Origin of the sequence: Roseateles toxinivorans, assembly GCF_004362525.1 — a bacterium.
GTDB classification, from domain to species: Bacteria; Pseudomonadota; Gammaproteobacteria; order Burkholderiales; family Burkholderiaceae_C; genus Paucibacter; species Paucibacter toxinivorans.
The window spans coordinates 279,026-295,025 of the sequence record NZ_SNXS01000004.1; the positions used below are offsets into that span (position 1 = coordinate 279,026).

Annotated in this window: 17 protein-coding genes; 6 read left to right on the forward strand and 11 right to left on the reverse strand. The window is 67.3% G+C overall.

All coding sequences use genetic code 11. The annotated features are described in order from the left end of the window. Positions 1 to 3: 3 nt before the first annotated feature. Genes DES47_RS16420 through DES47_RS16430 form a run of 3 tightly spaced genes read left to right on the forward strand, consistent with a single transcriptional unit; the run spans position 4 to position 881 of the window. Complete coding sequence (locus DES47_RS16420; protein ID WP_133701820.1) at positions 4 to 273, forward strand: hypothetical protein; 270 nt, start codon at positions 4 to 6, stop codon at positions 271 to 273. 43 nt (positions 274 to 316) lie between these two features. After that, positions 317 to 547 (forward strand): hypothetical protein, encoded by a 231-nt coding sequence (locus tag DES47_RS16425; protein ID WP_133701821.1) that lies wholly within the window; start codon positions 317 to 319, stop codon positions 545 to 547. A gap of 58 nt (positions 548 to 605) precedes the next feature. After that, entirely contained in the window at positions 606 to 881 is a 276-nt protein-coding gene (locus tag DES47_RS16430; RefSeq protein WP_208115032.1) for a hypothetical protein, read from the forward strand. Positions 882 to 889: 8 nt separating this feature from the next. Here the strand turns inward: DES47_RS16430 and DES47_RS16435 are convergent, their stop codons facing one another. The 3 genes from DES47_RS16435 to DES47_RS16445 all read right to left on the reverse strand — a co-directional run bounded on the left by DES47_RS16435 (position 890) and on the right by DES47_RS16445 (position 2,991). Continuing rightward, on the reverse strand, positions 890 to 1,738 hold the full coding sequence (locus DES47_RS16435; protein WP_133701822.1) for a cupin domain-containing protein: 849 nt from the start codon (positions 1,736 to 1,738) through the stop codon (positions 890 to 892). 8 nt (positions 1,739 to 1,746) lie between these two features. Then, complete coding sequence (locus DES47_RS16440; protein ID WP_133701823.1) at positions 1,747 to 2,487, reverse strand: sigma-70 family RNA polymerase sigma factor; 741 nt, start codon at positions 2,485 to 2,487, stop codon at positions 1,747 to 1,749. A gap of 108 nt (positions 2,488 to 2,595) precedes the next feature. Next, positions 2,596 to 2,991: a cupin domain-containing protein gene (locus tag DES47_RS16445; protein ID WP_133701824.1), complete on the reverse strand. Its 396-nt coding sequence runs from the start codon at positions 2,989 to 2,991 to the stop codon at positions 2,596 to 2,598. Between the two features lie 111 nt (positions 2,992 to 3,102). On the opposite strand from DES47_RS16445, the gene DES47_RS16450 reads away from it, so the two are divergent. Beyond that, on the forward strand, positions 3,103 to 3,642 hold the full coding sequence (locus DES47_RS16450) for an SRPBCC family protein (protein WP_133701825.1): 540 nt from the start codon (positions 3,103 to 3,105) through the stop codon (positions 3,640 to 3,642). On the opposite strand, the gene DES47_RS16455 is transcribed toward DES47_RS16450, so the two are convergent. Both DES47_RS16455 and DES47_RS16460 read right to left on the reverse strand, forming a co-directional pair. Next, complete coding sequence (locus tag DES47_RS16455) at positions 3,570 to 4,424, reverse strand: alpha/beta fold hydrolase (RefSeq protein ID WP_133701826.1); 855 nt, start codon at positions 4,422 to 4,424, stop codon at positions 3,570 to 3,572. The two genes, DES47_RS16450 and DES47_RS16455, sit on opposite strands and share 73 nt — an antisense overlap. Before the next feature lie 18 nt (positions 4,425 to 4,442). Beyond that, on the reverse strand, positions 4,443 to 6,287 hold the full coding sequence (locus DES47_RS16460) for a glutamine--tRNA ligase/YqeY domain fusion protein (protein WP_133701827.1): 1,845 nt from the start codon (positions 6,285 to 6,287) through the stop codon (positions 4,443 to 4,445). Between the two features lie 168 nt (positions 6,288 to 6,455). On the opposite strand from DES47_RS16460, the gene DES47_RS16465 reads away from it, so the two are divergent. Beyond that, on the forward strand, positions 6,456 to 6,827 hold the full coding sequence (locus tag DES47_RS16465; protein WP_133701828.1) for a hypothetical protein: 372 nt from the start codon (positions 6,456 to 6,458) through the stop codon (positions 6,825 to 6,827). An 8-nt stretch (positions 6,828 to 6,835) separates the two neighbouring features. Here the strand turns inward: DES47_RS16465 and DES47_RS16470 are convergent, their stop codons facing one another. Genes DES47_RS16470 through DES47_RS16480 form a run of 3 tightly spaced genes read right to left on the reverse strand, consistent with a single transcriptional unit; the run spans position 6,836 to position 12,566 of the window. After that, positions 6,836 to 8,194, reverse strand: coding sequence for an efflux transporter outer membrane subunit (locus DES47_RS16470; protein WP_341800622.1), 1,359 nt, complete (start codon positions 8,192 to 8,194; stop codon positions 6,836 to 6,838). A gap of 13 nt (positions 8,195 to 8,207) precedes the next feature. Beyond that, positions 8,208 to 11,381: an efflux RND transporter permease subunit gene (locus tag DES47_RS16475; protein WP_133701829.1), complete on the reverse strand. Its 3,174-nt coding sequence runs from the start codon at positions 11,379 to 11,381 to the stop codon at positions 8,208 to 8,210. 18 nt (positions 11,382 to 11,399) lie between these two features. After that, positions 11,400 to 12,566 (reverse strand): efflux RND transporter periplasmic adaptor subunit, encoded by a 1,167-nt coding sequence (locus DES47_RS16480; protein ID WP_133702169.1) that lies wholly within the window; start codon positions 12,564 to 12,566, stop codon positions 11,400 to 11,402. Between the two features lie 257 nt (positions 12,567 to 12,823). Here DES47_RS16480 and DES47_RS16485 point away from each other — a divergent pair, with 257 nt between their 5' ends. Continuing rightward, positions 12,824 to 13,537, forward strand: a complete 714-nt coding sequence (locus tag DES47_RS16485) for a TetR family transcriptional regulator (RefSeq protein WP_133701830.1) — start codon at positions 12,824 to 12,826, stop codon at positions 13,535 to 13,537. A gap of 37 nt (positions 13,538 to 13,574) precedes the next feature. On the opposite strand, the gene DES47_RS16490 is transcribed toward DES47_RS16485, so the two are convergent. The 3 genes from DES47_RS16490 to DES47_RS16500 form a co-directional block, all read right to left on the reverse strand. After that, a complete protein-coding gene (locus DES47_RS16490) occupies positions 13,575 to 13,871 on the reverse strand; it encodes a 2TM domain-containing protein (RefSeq protein WP_133701831.1) in 297 nt (98 codons plus the stop codon). Positions 13,872 to 14,021: 150 nt separating this feature from the next. Then, positions 14,022 to 14,843 carry a LytR/AlgR family response regulator transcription factor gene (locus DES47_RS16495; RefSeq protein WP_133701832.1) on the reverse strand — a complete coding sequence of 274 codons (822 nt, stop codon included), beginning with the start codon at positions 14,841 to 14,843 and terminating at the stop codon, positions 14,022 to 14,024. Beyond that, a complete protein-coding gene (locus tag DES47_RS16500; protein ID WP_243748338.1) occupies positions 14,840 to 15,988 on the reverse strand; it encodes a sensor histidine kinase in 1,149 nt (382 codons plus the stop codon). The genes DES47_RS16495 and DES47_RS16500 overlap by 4 nt, the downstream gene beginning before the upstream one ends. Positions 15,989 to 16,000: the final 12 nt, after the last annotated feature.

A 16,000-nucleotide genomic window follows, 5' to 3' on the forward strand; every position in this document is an offset into this window, starting at 1 on the left:
ACCATGACCAGCACCGCAAGCACCTGCCCAGCCTTGACACCCTCGGCGCCGGCCCTCCGCGCCGGCTGGCTGATGGGCCTGCTGCAGTCTTGGCAGCAGCTGCGCGCCCGGCGCCGCGCCAAGTTGGAGATGCTGGCCCTGGCCGAGCTGAGCGAGCACACGCTGGACGACATCAATGCGCCCTGTTGGATGCACCTGGAAGCCAAGGCCCAGCGCGAGGCCGAACGTCAGCGCCTGGAGAGTTTTCGCATGGGCAGTCATCAGGCCTGGTGAGGCGGCTCTGCGGTAACCTTCAGGCTTTGCCCAGGACCGCACTGTGAAAACCTACAACATCGAAGTGCAGAAGGTGAAGAGCCAGAGCTTTGCTCACGGCCTGATCAAGCTGCATGTGGACGCCCTGATCGCGCCGGCCGTCACACCCGAAGACAAGGCACCGACCAGCGCCCTGCTCTTCACCGAGGAGACCGCGCGCGTGCTGCTGTCGCTGCTGAAGACCCAGCTGCTGGAGTTGGATGGCCGCAAGGCCAAGAGCCGGCATGGGCGCTAAGACAGCGTAGCCGGTGACCCAAGCCTCGCACAGTGCGAGGCTTGCTAAGCTGGTGCGCATGAAAGTTTCCGAGCTTGCCTGGGGATCCTCTGCAAAACCCCCATGGGCCGCGGCGGCCGACTTTGCCGCCGGCATCACCCTGTTGCCCTTGGGCTCCATCTACGCCACCATCGATGCTTCGCTGAAGCTGCTGGCACGGGGCCGGGTGGTCAGCGCCTCGCGCCTGCTGACCGTCTGCGCCGCCGATGTGTTTGCCGTCAGCGACGGCAAGGAGACTCTGTGCGCCACCCTGCTGGGCACGGCGCGCAATATCGACATCACGGCGCGGGCCTGAGGCCCGGCTCAGACAAACTGCAGATCCAGATCGCCGTGGGCGTAGATCACCACGCCGGTATCGGTTTCGGTCAGGGTGTGTCCGCTGCCGGCCGGGGCCAGCTGGTAGTCGCCGGTCTGCAGCAGGATGTCGTCCAGGAACAGCTCGCCCTGGACCATCAGGCATTCCTCGTCATGGCCATGACGGTGATGGGGCACCTGGGCACCGGCCTCGGCGAAGTACAGCAGCGCTGCCTGCCCATCGCGCTGCCACAGCACGCGCCGACGTATGCCCGGCACGAACTCGGGCCAGCCGGCCTCGGCATCGCGCACGGTCAGGGGCTGATCTCCCTGCTGCGCCGGCAGGTCGGACTCGCGAAGGAACAGCAGCGCGCCCCCGGCCGACGACCATTGCGCCGAGGCATGGCCGGCCGGGGTGACGTGATAGTCGCGCTGCGACAGCGACTCACCGCCCAGCATCGCGCTGCGCGATAGCAGCAGCCATTCGCGGTGCAGAGAGGCGTTGTTCAGCGTGGCCGGGTCGAAGCTCGTGCCGGCGGCCAGCTCGATCAGCGTCGCGCCCAGCGGCTCGCCGGGCCGCAGCGGCTGGCCAGCCTTGGCGCGGTACAGGGTCTGCGCCGTCACGCCCGGGGCAAGGGTGTGGCGCAGAGCCGAGCGCCGACGCACGGTGAACATGGCGGCCTCGGCCAGGCGCGCCGCGGCCAGGCGATCGGTCAGGCGTTCACGGAGCGCCGCTGGCGGCTCAGGCGCCTGCCAGGCCTGGGCCAGCGGCTCGGCCAGCAGCGTGCCCAGCGCATGGGCCAGTGGATCGGGCGCGGGCCGGATAGTCATCAGCGGGTCGGTGGATGGTTTGCTCATGGTGTTCCTCAGGCCGACAGCGCCTGGGCGGTGGGCTCGTTGAGCAGTTCGCGCAGGATGATCAGCGCGCGGCGGATTTGCGATTTGACGGTGCCCAGCGGCAGCTCGGTCTGGGCGGCAATCTCCTCATGGCTGAGCCCGCGCAGAAAGGCCAGGGCCACCAGCTGCCGGGGCTGTGCACCCAGGGCCAGCAGCGCGCGCTGCAAGGTGGCCTGGCCCTGGCTCAGGTCCAGCAGCTCGTCCAAGGCGCGCAGGCCGGTGTCCACCAGGCTCGGGGCCTCGTCGTCGTCCAGGGTGTCATGATCGAAACGGGACTCGCGTCGCAGCGCATCGATGGCGCGCGAGCGGGCCATGCCCAGCAGCCAGGTCAGCGCGCGGCCACGGCTGGCATCGAAACGCAGCGCCTGGCGCCAGACCTGGAAATAGGTGTCCTCGACCACCTCCTCGGCCCAGGCCGGCCGGCGCACGATGCGCAGCACCAGGCCGTAGACACGGCTCAAGGTGGCGTCGTAGAGCGCCGACAGCGCGCGCTCGTCGCGCTCGGCGATCTGGCCCAGCCAGGCCACCAGCTGGGCATCGTCGGCGCAGGGCTTGCAGCCGGCGGGCAACTGTTGCCGAGGCTCCGGGGCCGGGTGATCGGCCGGCTCTTCGAACAGCGCATCGATAGTGTCTGGCGGCTCGGCATCGCCCAGCTCGGCCCGTTGAGGCGGGCTGCGCAGGCGGGTGTGAACAGAGGATGTGGCGTTCATGGAGCCGTCTCATCGGTTGGGGCGCCGGGGCGCCGCTGCGTGGCAACGATCATCGCGGCTGGCGCATCGTCGCTCGGTATGGCCCCGGACGCAAGGGCCGGGCCGCGATCAGCCGAGCACATGGCAGGCCTGCGGCACTGCGCCGCGCAGGAAGATCGTCGCTCCGGTGGGGGTGCTGATGCGTCCATGCAGCGCCCCCTGATGGGCCAGGTGGTAGCCCCCAGCGCCCAGCTCGATATGCCTGCCGACCCGCAGCACGCCGTCCAGCACGATGCATTCCTCATCGATCGGATGGCGGTGCGCGGGCAGGCTGGCGCCGGGCGCCAGCCGCAGCAGATAGGACAGCACGCCGTCCATTTCGCGCAGCGGCTTGATCTCGACGCCATCCAGCCAGGGTTGCCATGCGCCATCGTCCAGGCCGACCGTCAGATGCGAATCATCCGTGTCGGCCACTCGGTCGAGCAGGCGTTGCTTGAGGGCGGCGGGGGGCTTGGTGCTGCTCATGGCAGCTACTACGAAGCCAGTGCAGATCCGGATGCATGACCCTTGATGAATCCGGATCGGCTGCGTTCTCGTATTCGAAGAGCCACCTCCATTCAAGTCAAGGAGCCCGCCATGCCCCAATTCGTTGAAGTGCAGCACCAGCAGTGGATTGCTGCGTCACCGGCCACCGTGCGCGCCCAGTTCGCCGATCTGGACCACCATATCCAGGCCAATGTGCACCCCAAGCTGCACTTCCAGGTGCTGGAGCGGCAAGCGTCGAGCGCGCGCTATGTGCAGGAGGTGCGGCTGCTGGGCATCAAGCAGCGCGATGTGTTCGAGCGCCGGATCGAGGCCGACGGCAGCATGCTGGACCGCTCGGTCGAAGGCTTCAACGCGGGCGGCTCGCTGCAGTTCCGCTTTCTGCCCGAGATGCAGTCAGGCCGGGCCGGCACCCTGGTGGACATCGTCATCCGGCTGCCGCTGCCGCCGATGATAGGCGGTCTGCTGCGGCCGCTGCTGGCCGCGCAGATACGCAAGGAGCTGACGGTGGCGGCACTGGAAGACCGCGACGATATCGAGCGGCGCGGCTATCCGCGCGCTCAGCCCGGGGCCAGGATGAACTTCCGCAGCAGTGCGAACGCCGCCTCGGGCTCGTCACGCCAGGCGCCGTGACCCGATCCGGCGAAGCTCGCCAACTGGCTGAGATGCGCCGGCAGCGCCGCGGCAATGTCTTGCGAGTCGGCCAGCGGGCAGACCGGATCTTGCTCGCCGGCCATCACCAGCACCGGGCATTGCGCCTTGGCAAGACCGGGCAGCAGGTCCAGCGTCTGCATCTCGCCGCCAGCAAAGTGGAACAGGATGTCGTTGTGGTGGATCACTCGCGCCGCGGCATCGCCATTCGGAGGTGGCTGCTGGTTGTAGAGCGTGTGGCAGACGTCCCAGTACGGAGCCCAGGTTTCGGGATTGGGCCGGGTCCAGAACTGCTGCGCCACCTCGCGGGCGCGCAGGCCCCCGAAGCGCTCGAACATCGCCAGCTTGCGCTCCAGCGCCATATGCGGCGAGGTGCTGGACAGCACGACCTTGGCCGCGTGGCCCGGATGGCGAGCCAGGTAATGCTGGGCGACAAAGCCGCCGAAGGACTGGCCCAGCACGATGGGCTTGACGATGCCCAGCGCATCGCTGAGCCGCACCACGTCATCGGCCCAGGTGTCCAGCGTCCATTCCTCGCGTGGCCGGCGGTCGCTGCGGCCGTGGCCGCGGTGGTCGTAGTAGACGATCTGGGCGATATCGGAAAGCGCAGAGAAGGCCGGCTTGAAGCCCGAGTGGTCGAAGCCCGGACCGCCGTGCAGCAGTATCAGGGTCGGCTTCTCGCGCAGGGTCGGGCCTTCGGGCACGAGGCCGGGGCCCTGGATGTCAACAAACAGGCGTACGCCCTGACCGATATCGATGCGCATGAAGCTTCCCGGGTTGGCTTACTTGGCCCAGCCGTCTTTGAGGCCGGTGATGCGGTTGAACACCGGCTTGGTCGCCGCGTGGTCCTTCTGGTCGGCGACGAAGTAGCCGTGGCGCTCGAACTGGAAGCGGTCCTCGGCCTTGGCCGTGGCCAGGGTGGGCTCCATATAGGCGGTGACGGTCTTCTTGCTGTCCGGGTTCAACACCGATAGGAAGTCGCGGCCACCCTGGTCGGGCTGGGCCTCGGTGAACAGGCGGTCGTACAGCCGCACCTCGGCCGGCAGGCCCTCGGCCACGCTGACCCAGGTCAGCACACCCTTGACCTTGACGCTGTCGGCGCCCGGCGTGCCGCTCTTGGTCTCGGGCAGGATCTTTGCGTGAATCTCGGCGACCGTGCCGTCGAAGTTCTTGCGCAGGCCGGTGCACTGGATCACATAGCCGTACTTCAGCCGCGCCATGCTGCCGGCGATGCTCTTGCCCTCGCCGTCGTAGCGGGGCGGGCTCAGGCGGTGGTAGCCCTTCAGCGGCACTTCCATGAAGTCTTCGCGCTCGATCCAGACCTCGCGGCCGAGCTTGAATTCGCGTTTCGGCAGCTCGGGCACATCGGGCTTGGGCGGCAGCGTCGGGGCGCTGCAGGCTTCGAGGTGGTCTTCGTTGCCGAACACCTCCGCCCAGTTGGTCAGCACCAGCTTGATCGGGTCCAGCACGACCATGGCACGGTGGGCCTTGGATTCCAGATCGTCGCGCAGTGCGATGTCCAGCCAGGCGTAGTCGATCCAGGTGTTGTTCTTGCTGGCGCCGGTGCGGGTGTCGAGCAAGCGCAGCGCCTCAGGCGTGTAGCCGCGGCGGCGTATGCCGGCGATGGTCGGCATGCGCGGGTCGTCCCACCCGCTGACGTGCTGGTCTTCGACCAGCTGGCGCAGCTTGCGCTTGCTGGTGATCACATAGGTGAGGTTCATCCGCGCGAATTCGTACTGCTTGGGCAGCGGATGGGACAGCAGACCGCCCTCGGCCAGGCGCTCCAGCAGCCAGTCGTAGAACGGGCGCTGATCCTCGAACTCGAGCGTGCAGATGCTGTGCGTGATCTGCTCCAGCGCGTCCTCGATCGGGTGGGCGTAGGTGTACATCGGGTAGATGCACCAGGTGTCGCCGGTGTTGTGGTGGGTGGCGCGGCGGATGCGGTACAGGGCCGGGTCGCGCAGATTGATATTGGGGCTGGCCATGTCGATCTTGGCGCGAAGAATCATTGCACCGTCGGCATGCTTGCCGTCGCGCATCTCGCGAAAGCGCGCCAGGTTCTCTTCCGGCGTGCGCGCGCGGAAGGGGCTGTCCTTGCCCGGCGTGTTGAAGTCGCCGCGGTTGGCTCGCATCTCGTCGGGCGTCTGCTCGTCGACATAGGCCAGGCCGGCGGTGATCAGGTACTCGGCCGCCCGGTACATGAAGTCGAAGTAGTTGCTGGCGTAGAACAGATGGCTCTGCTGGTTGAACTCCCAGTCGAAGCCCAGCCATTTGACCGAGTCGATGATGGAGTCCACGTACTCCTGCTCCTCCTTCTCCGGATTGGTGTCGTCGAAGCGCAGATGGCAGACGCCGCCATAGTCCTTGGCCAGGCCGAAATTCAGGCAGATGCTCTTGGCGTGGCCCACATGCAGATAGCCATTGGGCTCGGGCGGAAAGCGCAGACGCACCTTGGCGACGTCGGGCTGGCCGGCCTTGTGCAGCGCCGCGTCACCCGGCTGGCCGCCCCACTGTCGACCGGCATAGGTGTCGGCCTCGAGATCGCGCTCGATGATGCTGCGCAGGAAGTTGGTGGGCTTGTGCTCGGCCGCCGCATCGGCGCCAGGGGTTTTCTTGGGCGTGTTCATGGAATCCATTGGGGTTTGCGCGATTTTACGCAGGCTCTTGAGCTGCTCCCTGGCGGACGCCGCTTACAAGGCTTTACTTCTGCACTGTGAACCGCCAGGCCGCGGCCCGCGTTGGGTCATCCAGGCGCCGCAGGCTGGGGCGCCCGGCTTTCCTACAGGAGTTGCACCATGAGCAAGACCCCCTTCATCGCCGCCGCCATCCTGGCCGCCGGCCTGGCCTGCGGCAGCGCCCAGGCAAGAGATGTCTACTGGAGTGTCGGCATCAACGCGCCGCTGCACGGCGTGGGTCAGGTGGGCACCGTGGTGGGCAACTACCCGGGCCAGGCGGTGGTCTATCAGCAGGCCTACCAACCCGTCTATCAGCCCGTCTATCAACCGGTCTATCAACCGGTCTATCAATACCGTCCGGCCCCGGTTGTCTACTACCCGGCTCCCGCCGTGGTGTATCCGGCCTACGGCCATCGCCATCATCCGCGCTGGGATCGCCGCGACTACCGCCGGGATGAATGGCGCGACCAGCGCCACCATCACGGCCGTTGATCGATGTCTTACTGCGGCTGAGTCCAGCCGCCGCCCAGGGCCTTGTACAGCGACACGCTATTCTGGGCCCTGGCCAGTTGCAGCTGCACCACCGCCTGGCGCGCCGCGAACTGTGAGCGCTGGGCGTCCAGCAGTTCCAGGCTGTTCGACGCACCGGCGCGGAAGCGCAGGTCCACCAGCTTGAGCCTGTCCTCGTCCGCCCGAGCCTGCGCCTGGGTGGCCCGCAGTTGCTCCGCCAGAGTGGCGCGGGCGGCCAGTGCGTCCGCCACTTCGCGGAAACCCACCTGTATCGCCTTCTCGTACTGCGCCACGGCGATGTCGCGCCCGGCCTGGGCCGAGGCCAGATTGGCCTTGTTGCGCCCCGAGTCGAAGATGGGCATCAAGAGCTGCGGCGCAAAACTCCACACCGTGTTGCTGAACAGCTTGGACAGCTCCGAGCTGGCCGTGCCCAGGCTGGTGGTCAGCGTCAGGCTGGGGAAGAAGGCCGCCCGCGCCGCCGCGATATTGGCCTCGGCCGCCTTCAGCTGTGCTTCGGCCTGCAGGATGTCGGGTCGGTTGACCAGCACCTCGGAGGGCAGGCCGGCCGGCACATCAGCCACGGCTTGTGCATTCCAGGCCGTGCCGCCCGACAGCTGGGGCAGTGCCTGACCGACCAGCAGCTGCAGCGCATTCAGGTCCAGCGCACGCAGGCGCTGCTGCTGGGCCAGGCTGGCGCGGGCGACCTCGACCTGGGAAGTGGCGGCGCTCATGTCCAGGCCCGAGGCGACGCCGTTGTCGCTCTTCAGCTTGGTCAGGCGGTAGAAGTCGTCGCGGGTCTTCAGCGTCTGCTCGGCCAGACTCAACAATTCTTCGTTGGCCCGCAGGCTCAGATACGTGCTGGCGATCTGGGCCACGAGGCTGATCTGCGCCGCACGGCTGCCTTCGACGCTGGCCAGATAACGCTCCAGCGCCGCGCCGCTCAAAGACCGCAAGCGACCGAACAGATCGACCTCGTAGGCCGATATCTGCAGCCCGGCCTGGTAGCTGTTGTTGATCGCACCATTGCTGCCAGGCGTGCGGCTGGCGGTGACGCCGGCGCCTATCGTGGGCAGCAGGCTGGCATCCTGCACGCGGGACTGGGCACGGGCCTGCTCGACATTCAGCAGGGCCACGCGAAGATCGCGGCTGTTCTGCAGCGCCAGGGTGATCAGCTCGCGCAGCTGGGCGTCGGTGTAGAACTGCTGCCAGGGCAGCGGTGCTGCGGCTGCGGCCGTGCTGGCGTCCTGCCAGCTGGCCGGCACCGGCGCGGCGGGTCGCTCATAGCTCGTGGTGCTGATGCAGCCGGCCAGGGCCAGGGCTGCAGCCGCCGCGATCAAACTCGTTTTCATCATCGTCGTCATGTCAGTGGCCCTCCGTCACGCTGGGCGCGGCAGGCTTGTTTTGATCGAGTTCATGCGCGTACATGCGGCGCTGGCGTTCGCTGCCCTTGAACAGCTTGCGCACGACCAGGAAGAAGATGGGCACGAACAGCACGGCCAGCACGGTGGCCGAGATCATTCCGTACATCACGCCGGTGCCGATGGCGCGCTGGCTGGCCGAGCCCGCGCCGGTGGCAAACACCAGCGGCATCACGCCCAGGATGAAGGCCACCGAGGTCATGATGATCGGTCGGAAGCGCAGATGGCAGGCCTCCAGGATCGATTCGATCAGTCCCTTGCCCTGGGCCTGCAAATCCTTGGCGAACTCGATGATCAGGATCGCGTTCTTCGCCGACAGGCCGATGATGGCGATCAGCCCGACCTTGAAGTACACGTCATTGGGCATGCCTCGGAAGGTGGCGCCGAGCACGGCGCCCAGCAGACCCAGCGGCACGACCAGCAGCACCGAGATCGGTATCGACCAGCTCTCATAGAGTGCCGCCAGGCAGAGGAACACGGCCAGCAGCGAGAAGGCCAGCAGAATGCCCGCCTGCGAGCCCGACAGCTTTTCTTCACGCGACAGGCCGGTCCACTCGTAGCCGATGCCGGCCGGCAGTTGGGCCACCAGCTTCTCCAGCTCGGCCATCGCCGCGCCGGTCGAGGCGCCTGCGGCCGCATCGCCGGCCAGGCGCATCGCCGGATAGCCGTTGTAGCGCACCGCCTGCATCTGGCCGCTGACCCAGCGCGTCGACGCGAAGGCCGACAGCGGCACGCTCTTGCCCTGGTTGTTGCTGACGTTCAGGCGCAGCACGTCGGCGGGCTGCATGCGCGCGCCGGTCTCGGCCTGCACGACCACACGCTGCAGACGACCCTGGTTGGGGAAGTCGTTCACATAGGCCGAGCCCAGCGAGGTCGAGATCACGGCGGCGATGGCGTCATAGCCCACGCCCAAGGCATTGGCCTTGTCGCGATCGATGTCGATCTGCAGCTGCGGGGCATCTTCCAGGCCGTCGGGGCGCATGCCGGTGATGACCTTGCTCTTGCTGGCCATGCCCATCAGCTGGTTGCGCGCATTCAGCAGGGCCTCGTGGCCGAGGCCGCCGCGGTCCTGCAGGCGCAGCGCAAAGCCGGTGGCCGTGCCCAGCTCGGGGATGGGCGGGGGGCTCAGCGGGAAGATGAAGGCATCGCGCACGCCACCCATCATCGCGCCGAAGGCGCGGCCGGCCAGCGCGCTGGCGCTGTGTTGCGGGCCCACACGTTCTTCCCAGGGCTTCAGCGGCACGAACACCAGGGCGGCATTCTGGCCCTGGCCCGAGAACGAGAAACCGATCACGCCGATGGTGGCCTCGACCTCGGGCTGCTTGCGCATGAAGTCTTCCACCGCCTTGACGGCCGCCTCGGTGCGGTTGGCCGTGGCGCCCGGGGGCAGCTGCACATTGACGATCAGGTAACCCTGGTCTTCATTCGGCAGAAACGAGGTCGGCATGCGCAGGTACAGATAGCCGACACCGGCCACCAGGGCCAAATAGATGATCAGCATGCGGCCGCCGCGCTTCAGCAGCTTGGCGACCCAACCCTCGTAGCCCTTGGCGGTGCGGGAGAAGCCGCGGTTGAACCAGCCGAAGAATCCGCTCTTGGCGTGGTGGTGGCCGGCCTCGACCGGCTTGAGCAGGGTGGCGCACAGGGCCGGCGTCAGGCTCAGCGCCATCACCGCCGACAGCGACATCGAGGCCACCATGGCCAGCGAGAACTGGCGGTAGATATTTCCCACCGAGCCGGCGAAGAAGGCCATGGGCACGAACACGGCAATCAGCACCACGGTGATGCCGATGATGGCACCCGAGATCTGGCTCATCGCCTTCTTGGTGGCCTCGCGCGGCGACAGCCCTTCCTCGCTCATGATGCGTTCGACGTTCTCGACCACGACGATGGCATCGTCGACCAGGATGCCGATGGCCAGCACCATGCCGAACAGGGTCAGCACATTGATAGAGAAACCCATGCCCAGCATGATGGCGAAGGTGCCCAGCAGCGCGATAGGCACCACCAGGGTCGGGATCAGGGTGTAGCGCCAGTTCTGCAGGAACAGGAACATCACCAGGAACACCAGGGCGATGGCCTCCAGCAGGGTCTCGACCACCTGCGAGATCGAGATTTTGACGAACTTCGACGAGTCGTAGGGGATCTCGTAGATCACGCCCTCGGGGAAGTAGCGCTTGAGCTCTTCCATGCGAGCCTTCACCGCTCCTGCGGCGGCCAGCGCATTGCCGCTGGGCGACAGCTGCACGCCGATGCCGGTTGAAGGCTTGCCGTTCAGGCGGGCATAGGAGCCGTAGCTCTGGCCGCCCAGCTCGATGCGGGCCACGTCCTTGAGCCGCACGGTCGAACCGTCCGGATTGGCGCGCAGCACTATCTTGCCGAACTGCTCGACGTTCTCCAGCTGGCCCTTGACGACGACGGTGGCCGACATGGTCTGGCTGCTCAGATTCGGCAGGTCACCGATCACGCCGGCAGGCACCAGCGCGTTCTGCGCGCGGATCGCGGCATTCACCTCGGCCGGGCTGATGTTGAAGCTCAGCGCCTTGGCCGGGTCCAGCCAGATGCGCATCGCCCGCTCGGTGCCGAACAGCTGGGCCTGGCCGATGCCGGGCAGACGCTGGATCTCGGGAATGATGTTGCGCGAGGCATAGTCGCCCAGCGCCACCGGGTCCAGCGAACCGTCCTTGGACGACAGCGTCACGAACAGCAGGAAGTTGCTGCGCGCCTTGTCGACGCGCACGCCCTGCTGCGTCACTGCCGAGGGCAGGCGCGGCGTGGCGCGAGACAGGCGGTTCTGCACCTCGACCTGGGCCAGGTCGATATTGGTGCCGGGCTCGAAGGTGACGGTGATCGCGCCGGTGCCATTGGCCTGGCTGACCGATTCCATATAGGCCAGGCCGGGCGCGCCATTGAGCTCCTGCTCGATGACGGAGATGACGCTTTCGTCCAGGGTCTTGGCCGAGGCGCCGGGATAGACGGCGTTGATGACCAGCGAGGGCGGTGCCACCGTCGGGTACTGCGCCACCGGCAGCTTGGTGATGGCGACACCGCCAAACACCAGGATGAACAGCGCAATCACCCAGGCGAATACCGGGCGGTCGATGAAAAAGCGAGCCATTGTGTGAGTCCTTGTCGCTTAGCGGCTGGCGGCGGAGGCGGCGGGTGCGGCCGATGCAGCCGACGGCGCAGAGAAAGGAGCGGCCGTCGGCGTCCAGGGCACGGGCTTGACCGGTGCGCCGGGCACGAACATCTTCTGGAAGCCGTCGGCAATCACCTGCTCGCCGGGCTTCAGACCGTCCAGCACCACCCATTGATTGCCCTGGGCCGAGCCGACCTTGACCGGGCGCGGCGTCGGTTTGCCATCAGCGCCGACGACCAGCACCGTGTCACCGGTGGCCGAACGCGTCACTGCCTGCTGCGGCAAGAGGATGCCGTTGGGCACCTCGGCCTGGCTCAGGCGCACGCGCACGTATTGGCCGGGCAGCAGCAGGCCGTCGCCATTGGGCACCTCGGCGCGCAGCGTGACCTGGCCCGAGGTGGCGTCGACGCTCAGGTCGGTGAACAGCAGCTTGCCGGGGCGGGGCAGCTCGGTGCCGTCTTCCATCACTATGCGCACCAGGGCCGCGTTCTCACCCACACTGCGCAGCTGCTTGTTGGCCATCGCCTTGCGCAGCTGCAGCACCTCATTGCTGGACTGGGTGAAGTTGACATAGACGCTGCTGGTCTGCTGCACCAGGGCCAGCTGGGTGGCCTCGGCGGCACTCACCAGCGCCCCTTCGCTGACCAGCGACCGGCCGATGCGGCCCGAGATCGGCGACAGCACCTGCGCGTAGTCCAGATTGATTTTTGCCGACTGCACCGCGGCCTTGGCCGCCGCCACATCGGCCTCGCCGACTTTCTGCGCGGCCACCGCGGCCACATAGTCCTGCTTGCTGATCGCATTGGCCTCGACCAGGGGCTTGAAGCGCTCGGCCTGGGCTGCCGCCTGGGCCAGATTGGCCTGGGCGCGGGCCAAGGCGGCCTGCGCGCTCTCGAAGGCCGCCTGGTAGGGCGCGGCATCGATCTGGTACAGCGCCTGGCCGGCCTTGACCTCGCTGCCTTCGGTGAACAGGCGCTTCAGCACGACGCCATTGACGCGGGCCCGCACCTGGGCGACGCGCACCGGCTCGACGCGGCCGGGCAGCTCGATCTGCAGCGGCACGGCGCTCAGTGCGGTGGTGACCACGCCGACGGCCGGGGGCGGCGGCATGCCGCCAGCGCCGCCGGCCGGTGCGGCGGCCTTGTCGCCGCAGCCGCTCAGCATGGCCAGGGTGGCGCTCAAGGCCAGCACCAGGGGCAGCAGGTACAGCGTGCGGCTGACGGTTTGCGGGGAGGGCGAAATATGGGGTACGGAATTGCAGATCACGATCAAAGCCTCTCGGATCGAATGATTTGGAAATTGATATGAATCAGGCGCCGGCCATCGTAGCCGAGCTGGATAGCGCTGTCAGGGATGACCCGTAGTATATACATACATACGCGAATGTATGTAAAGAAATTGACATAGAATCTGCAGCAACCATGGCACGCAAAACAAAGTCGGAAGCGCTTGAGACGCGCATGAGCATCCTCGATGCGGCGGAAATCCTGTTCCAGCGCCGCGGCGTGTCGCGGACCTCGCTGCAGGACATCGCCCAGCAGGCGCAGGTCACGCGCGGCGCCATCTATTGGCATTTCAAGGACAAGGCCGAGCTCTTCAACGCGATGATGGAGCGCGCCACCATGCCGCTGGAGCAGGCCATGGAGTCCACGCAGCTGTACACCCAGGACCGGCCGCTGGAGCAGATGCGCTGGGGCCTGCTGAATGCCTTCCATTCGACCGTGCACAACGAGCGCACGCGCCGCGTGTTCGAGATCGCGATGCACCGGGTCGAGTATGTCGAGGAGTTGCTGGCCGTGCGCGACCGCCATCTGGCGGTGCGCAACCATGGCCTCGATGAACTGGAGCGCGGCCTGAAAGAGGCTGTGACGCTGGGGCAACTGCCGCCCACCGTGCGCACCCGCATGGCGGCGCTGGCCTTGATGTCGCTGGTCGATGGCCTGATACAGAACTGGATACTCGACCCCACGGCCTTCGATCTGATGGAGATCGGCCAGGGCACGGTCGAGGCCTTCCTGAACAGCCTCCAAGCCACCGGCCAGACCGGGCAGTTGCCGCCGCTGAGCGATGCGGCCCGGGCGGCGCTGGGTTCTGCGCCGGTGTGCATGGCGGTGAAAACTGCTGCGATCCCGTAGCCCGGATGGAATCCGGGGCCCCGGATTGCCATCCGGGCTACGGCTGGCGCTGGCGCAATGCCTTCAGTTCGCTGTCCAGCATCCACTCGCGCAGGCCCTGACCCTGCAGATTGACCAGGGTCACCAGGCCATGGATGGCCAGACCCAGACCCCAGCCCCACAGCGGGAACACGCGCCAGTGGCCGCCACCGTTGATCGAGGTCATCAGCCACAGGCCGCCGTTCACCGCCACGAACACCAGCAGATGGATCAGAAAGCCCATCTTCAGATTGACGCGACGCTTGGCCGTCCTGCGCAGCTGGGCTTCGTTGATCGCGGTGTCGGTGCTGGTCATGGTGCTCTCCTGGTGGTGGGGCGCTGCGATGTGCAGTGCATGGGAGGCATCATGTCCGGCGCCTGCCGCCGCGGCCACCGGCTTGCGACGGATGACCAGCTCAGCGCGTGAAACGCTGGCAGCGCGGCGCGATTCGCGCCTCGATGGCGCTTACAAAGCCTTGAACAAATGCGCGTACATGCGGCTGACGCTCAAGCGGTCCTTGCAGCCGCGCAGCTGCAGAGTCAGCTTGCCGGCCTCGTCGCGCTGGGCCAGGCAAATAGCGTCGGAGCGCACCACGGTGCCGCGATGCACCTGCCAGAAGCGCTGGCCGTCCAGCTGGGGCAGCAGCTCGCGCAACGAGGCGCGCACCAGGTGCTCGCGCTCGGCGGTGATGACGCGCACGTACTTGTCGGCCGCCTCCAGGTACAGCACCTCGTCCACCGGCACCATATGGATGTTGTTGCCCACCGCGACCTGCAGCACGCGCAGCGGTGCGCTTGGCGCGGGTGCGGCACCCAGGCCGGTGGCGCTCAGCAGCTGGCGCAGCTGATCGACGGCCGCCTGCATGCCGGCCGGTGCGGGGGCGGCCTCGCGGGCCGCCAGCGCCGTCTTCAGGCGCTGGCAGGTCTGCGCCAGTCTCTCGGTCTGCACCGGCTTGAGCACATAGTCCACCGCCGCATGCTCGAAGGCCTGCAGCGCGTACTGGTCATAGGCGGTGACGAAGACCAGCAACGGGAAGGGTGCATCCTCCGGCCAGTCCTCGGCCAGCGCATGGGCGGCCTCCAGCCCGGTCATGCCAGGCATGCGGATGTCGAGGAACAGGATCTGCGGCCTTAAGCGCAGCGCCGATTGCAGCGCCGCCTGGCCGTGGGCGGCTATGCCGGCGATGTCGAGCTCGGGCCAGAGCTTTTGCAGCTCCAGACGCAGGTTCTCGGCCAGCAGCGACTCGTCTTCGGCGATCAGGGCCGTGGGGCGGTTCAAAGGCTTCATGCTTGCATCTCTATGGGCAGTTTCACGGTCACCAGGGCGCCGCCGCGGGCATCCGGGGCCGGCTCCAGGCTCAGGCTGGCAGCCTCGCCGTAGCGGGTGCGCAGGCGCTCGCGCACCTGCTGCAGTCCGAACTGCGTGCCAGGATTCGGGCTATTGCCCAGACCGGCGCCGGTGTCGCGCACCTGGAGCAGCAGGCTGTTGCCCTCGCGCCGCGCGCTGATCTCCAGCCGGCCGCCGTCCACATGGGGCTCCAGCCCATGCTTGATCGCGTTTTCGACCAGCGGCTGCAGCAGCAGCGGCGGCAGCAGACAGCCGGCCAGCTCGGGCGGCAGGCTCAGCTCGCTTTGCAGCCGGCTGCCCATGCGCACCTTCATCAGCGCCAGATAGTCCTCGACCCGGGCGAACTCCGCGCTCAGCGGATGACTGCCAGTGCGCGAGGCCTGCAGCGTGGCGCGCAAGAAGGCGATCAGCTGGTCCAGCATCAGCTGCGCACGCTGCGGGTCCATGCCGATCAGCACGCGTAGATTGGCCAGCGTGTTGAACAGCATATGCGGCTCCAACTGCGACTCGAGAAGGCGCAGCTGGTTCTCGGCCGCCTGGCGCTGGGCCATCTGCGCGCGCGCCTCGGCCGCGCTGAGCCTCGAACGGGCCAGAAAGTACAGGGTCAGGCCCAGACCGGGAATCAGCGAGAACAGCATCACCGCCACCGCCTGGCGCCAGCTCGAGTCGTACAGAGCGGGCGAGTTGTAGCCCGTCAGCCAGTTGCCTGCCGTCGAGCCGACGGTCCAACCCAGCGCGGTGCCCAGGAAAAGCACGACCAGCATCAGGGGCCAGCCGGGCCAGTTGTTCTGGCGCTCGGGGCTGTTCTTGGGAAGCTTGCGGTGCGTCCAGAAGTGGGCCGCGGCAAGGCGTCCGCCCTGGATGAAGAAGCCACAGCCCAAGGTGATGCAACTCGAGTAAATCAGGGTGGGCTTCCAGCCGTGGTCGGCCGTTGTGACCAGGACCACGGTCACCGTCAGCGCGATGCCGGCCAGCAGCAGCGCCTGGAAGCCCAGCCACCGCAGCAGCGCATTCGGATGCGGGGGCAGCAGCAGCGCGTCGAAATTGCTGGCGATGCCGGGAGGCTCAGGGCAGGGTCGGTTCATGGGCACTGATTG

Bases quoted from the DNA above. Each gene is read 5' to 3' on its own strand.
- DES47_RS16460 (WP_133701827.1), bottom strand. From the start codon at position 6,287: ATGAACACGCCCAAGAAAACCCCTGGCGCCGATGCGGCGGCCGAGCAC.
- DES47_RS16470 (WP_341800622.1), bottom strand. From the start codon at position 8,194: ATGAAAACGAGTTTGATCGCGGCGGCTGCAGCCCTGGCCCTGGCCGGC.
- DES47_RS16445 (WP_133701824.1), bottom strand. From the start codon at position 2,991: ATGAGCAGCACCAAGCCCCCCGCCGCCCTCAAGCAACGCCTGCTCGAC.
- DES47_RS16480 (WP_133702169.1), bottom strand. From the start codon at position 12,566: ATGCTGAGCGGCTGCGGCGACAAGGCCGCCGCACCGGCCGGCGGCGCT.
- DES47_RS16485 (WP_133701830.1), top strand. From the start codon at position 12,824: ATGGCACGCAAAACAAAGTCGGAAGCGCTTGAGACGCGCATGAGCATC.
- DES47_RS16495 (WP_133701832.1), bottom strand. From the start codon at position 14,843: ATGAAGCCTTTGAACCGCCCCACGGCCCTGATCGCCGAAGACGAGTCG.
- DES47_RS16440 (WP_133701823.1), bottom strand. From the start codon at position 2,487: ATGAACGCCACATCCTCTGTTCACACCCGCCTGCGCAGCCCGCCTCAA.
- DES47_RS16500 (WP_243748338.1), bottom strand. From the start codon at position 15,988: ATGAACCGACCCTGCCCTGAGCCTCCCGGCATCGCCAGCAATTTCGAC.
- DES47_RS16465 (WP_133701828.1), top strand. From the start codon at position 6,456: ATGAGCAAGACCCCCTTCATCGCCGCCGCCATCCTGGCCGCCGGCCTG.
- DES47_RS16420 (WP_133701820.1), top strand. From the start codon at position 4: ATGACCAGCACCGCAAGCACCTGCCCAGCCTTGACACCCTCGGCGCCG.
- DES47_RS16475 (WP_133701829.1), bottom strand. From the start codon at position 11,381: ATGGCTCGCTTTTTCATCGACCGCCCGGTATTCGCCTGGGTGATTGCG.
- DES47_RS16450 (WP_133701825.1), top strand. From the start codon at position 3,103: ATGCCCCAATTCGTTGAAGTGCAGCACCAGCAGTGGATTGCTGCGTCA.
- DES47_RS16430 (WP_208115032.1), top strand. From the start codon at position 606: ATGAAAGTTTCCGAGCTTGCCTGGGGATCCTCTGCAAAACCCCCATGG.
- DES47_RS16435 (WP_133701822.1), bottom strand. From the start codon at position 1,738: ATGAGCAAACCATCCACCGACCCGCTGATGACTATCCGGCCCGCGCCC.
- DES47_RS16455 (WP_133701826.1), bottom strand. From the start codon at position 4,424: ATGCGCATCGATATCGGTCAGGGCGTACGCCTGTTTGTTGACATCCAG.
- DES47_RS16490 (WP_133701831.1), bottom strand. From the start codon at position 13,871: ATGACCAGCACCGACACCGCGATCAACGAAGCCCAGCTGCGCAGGACG.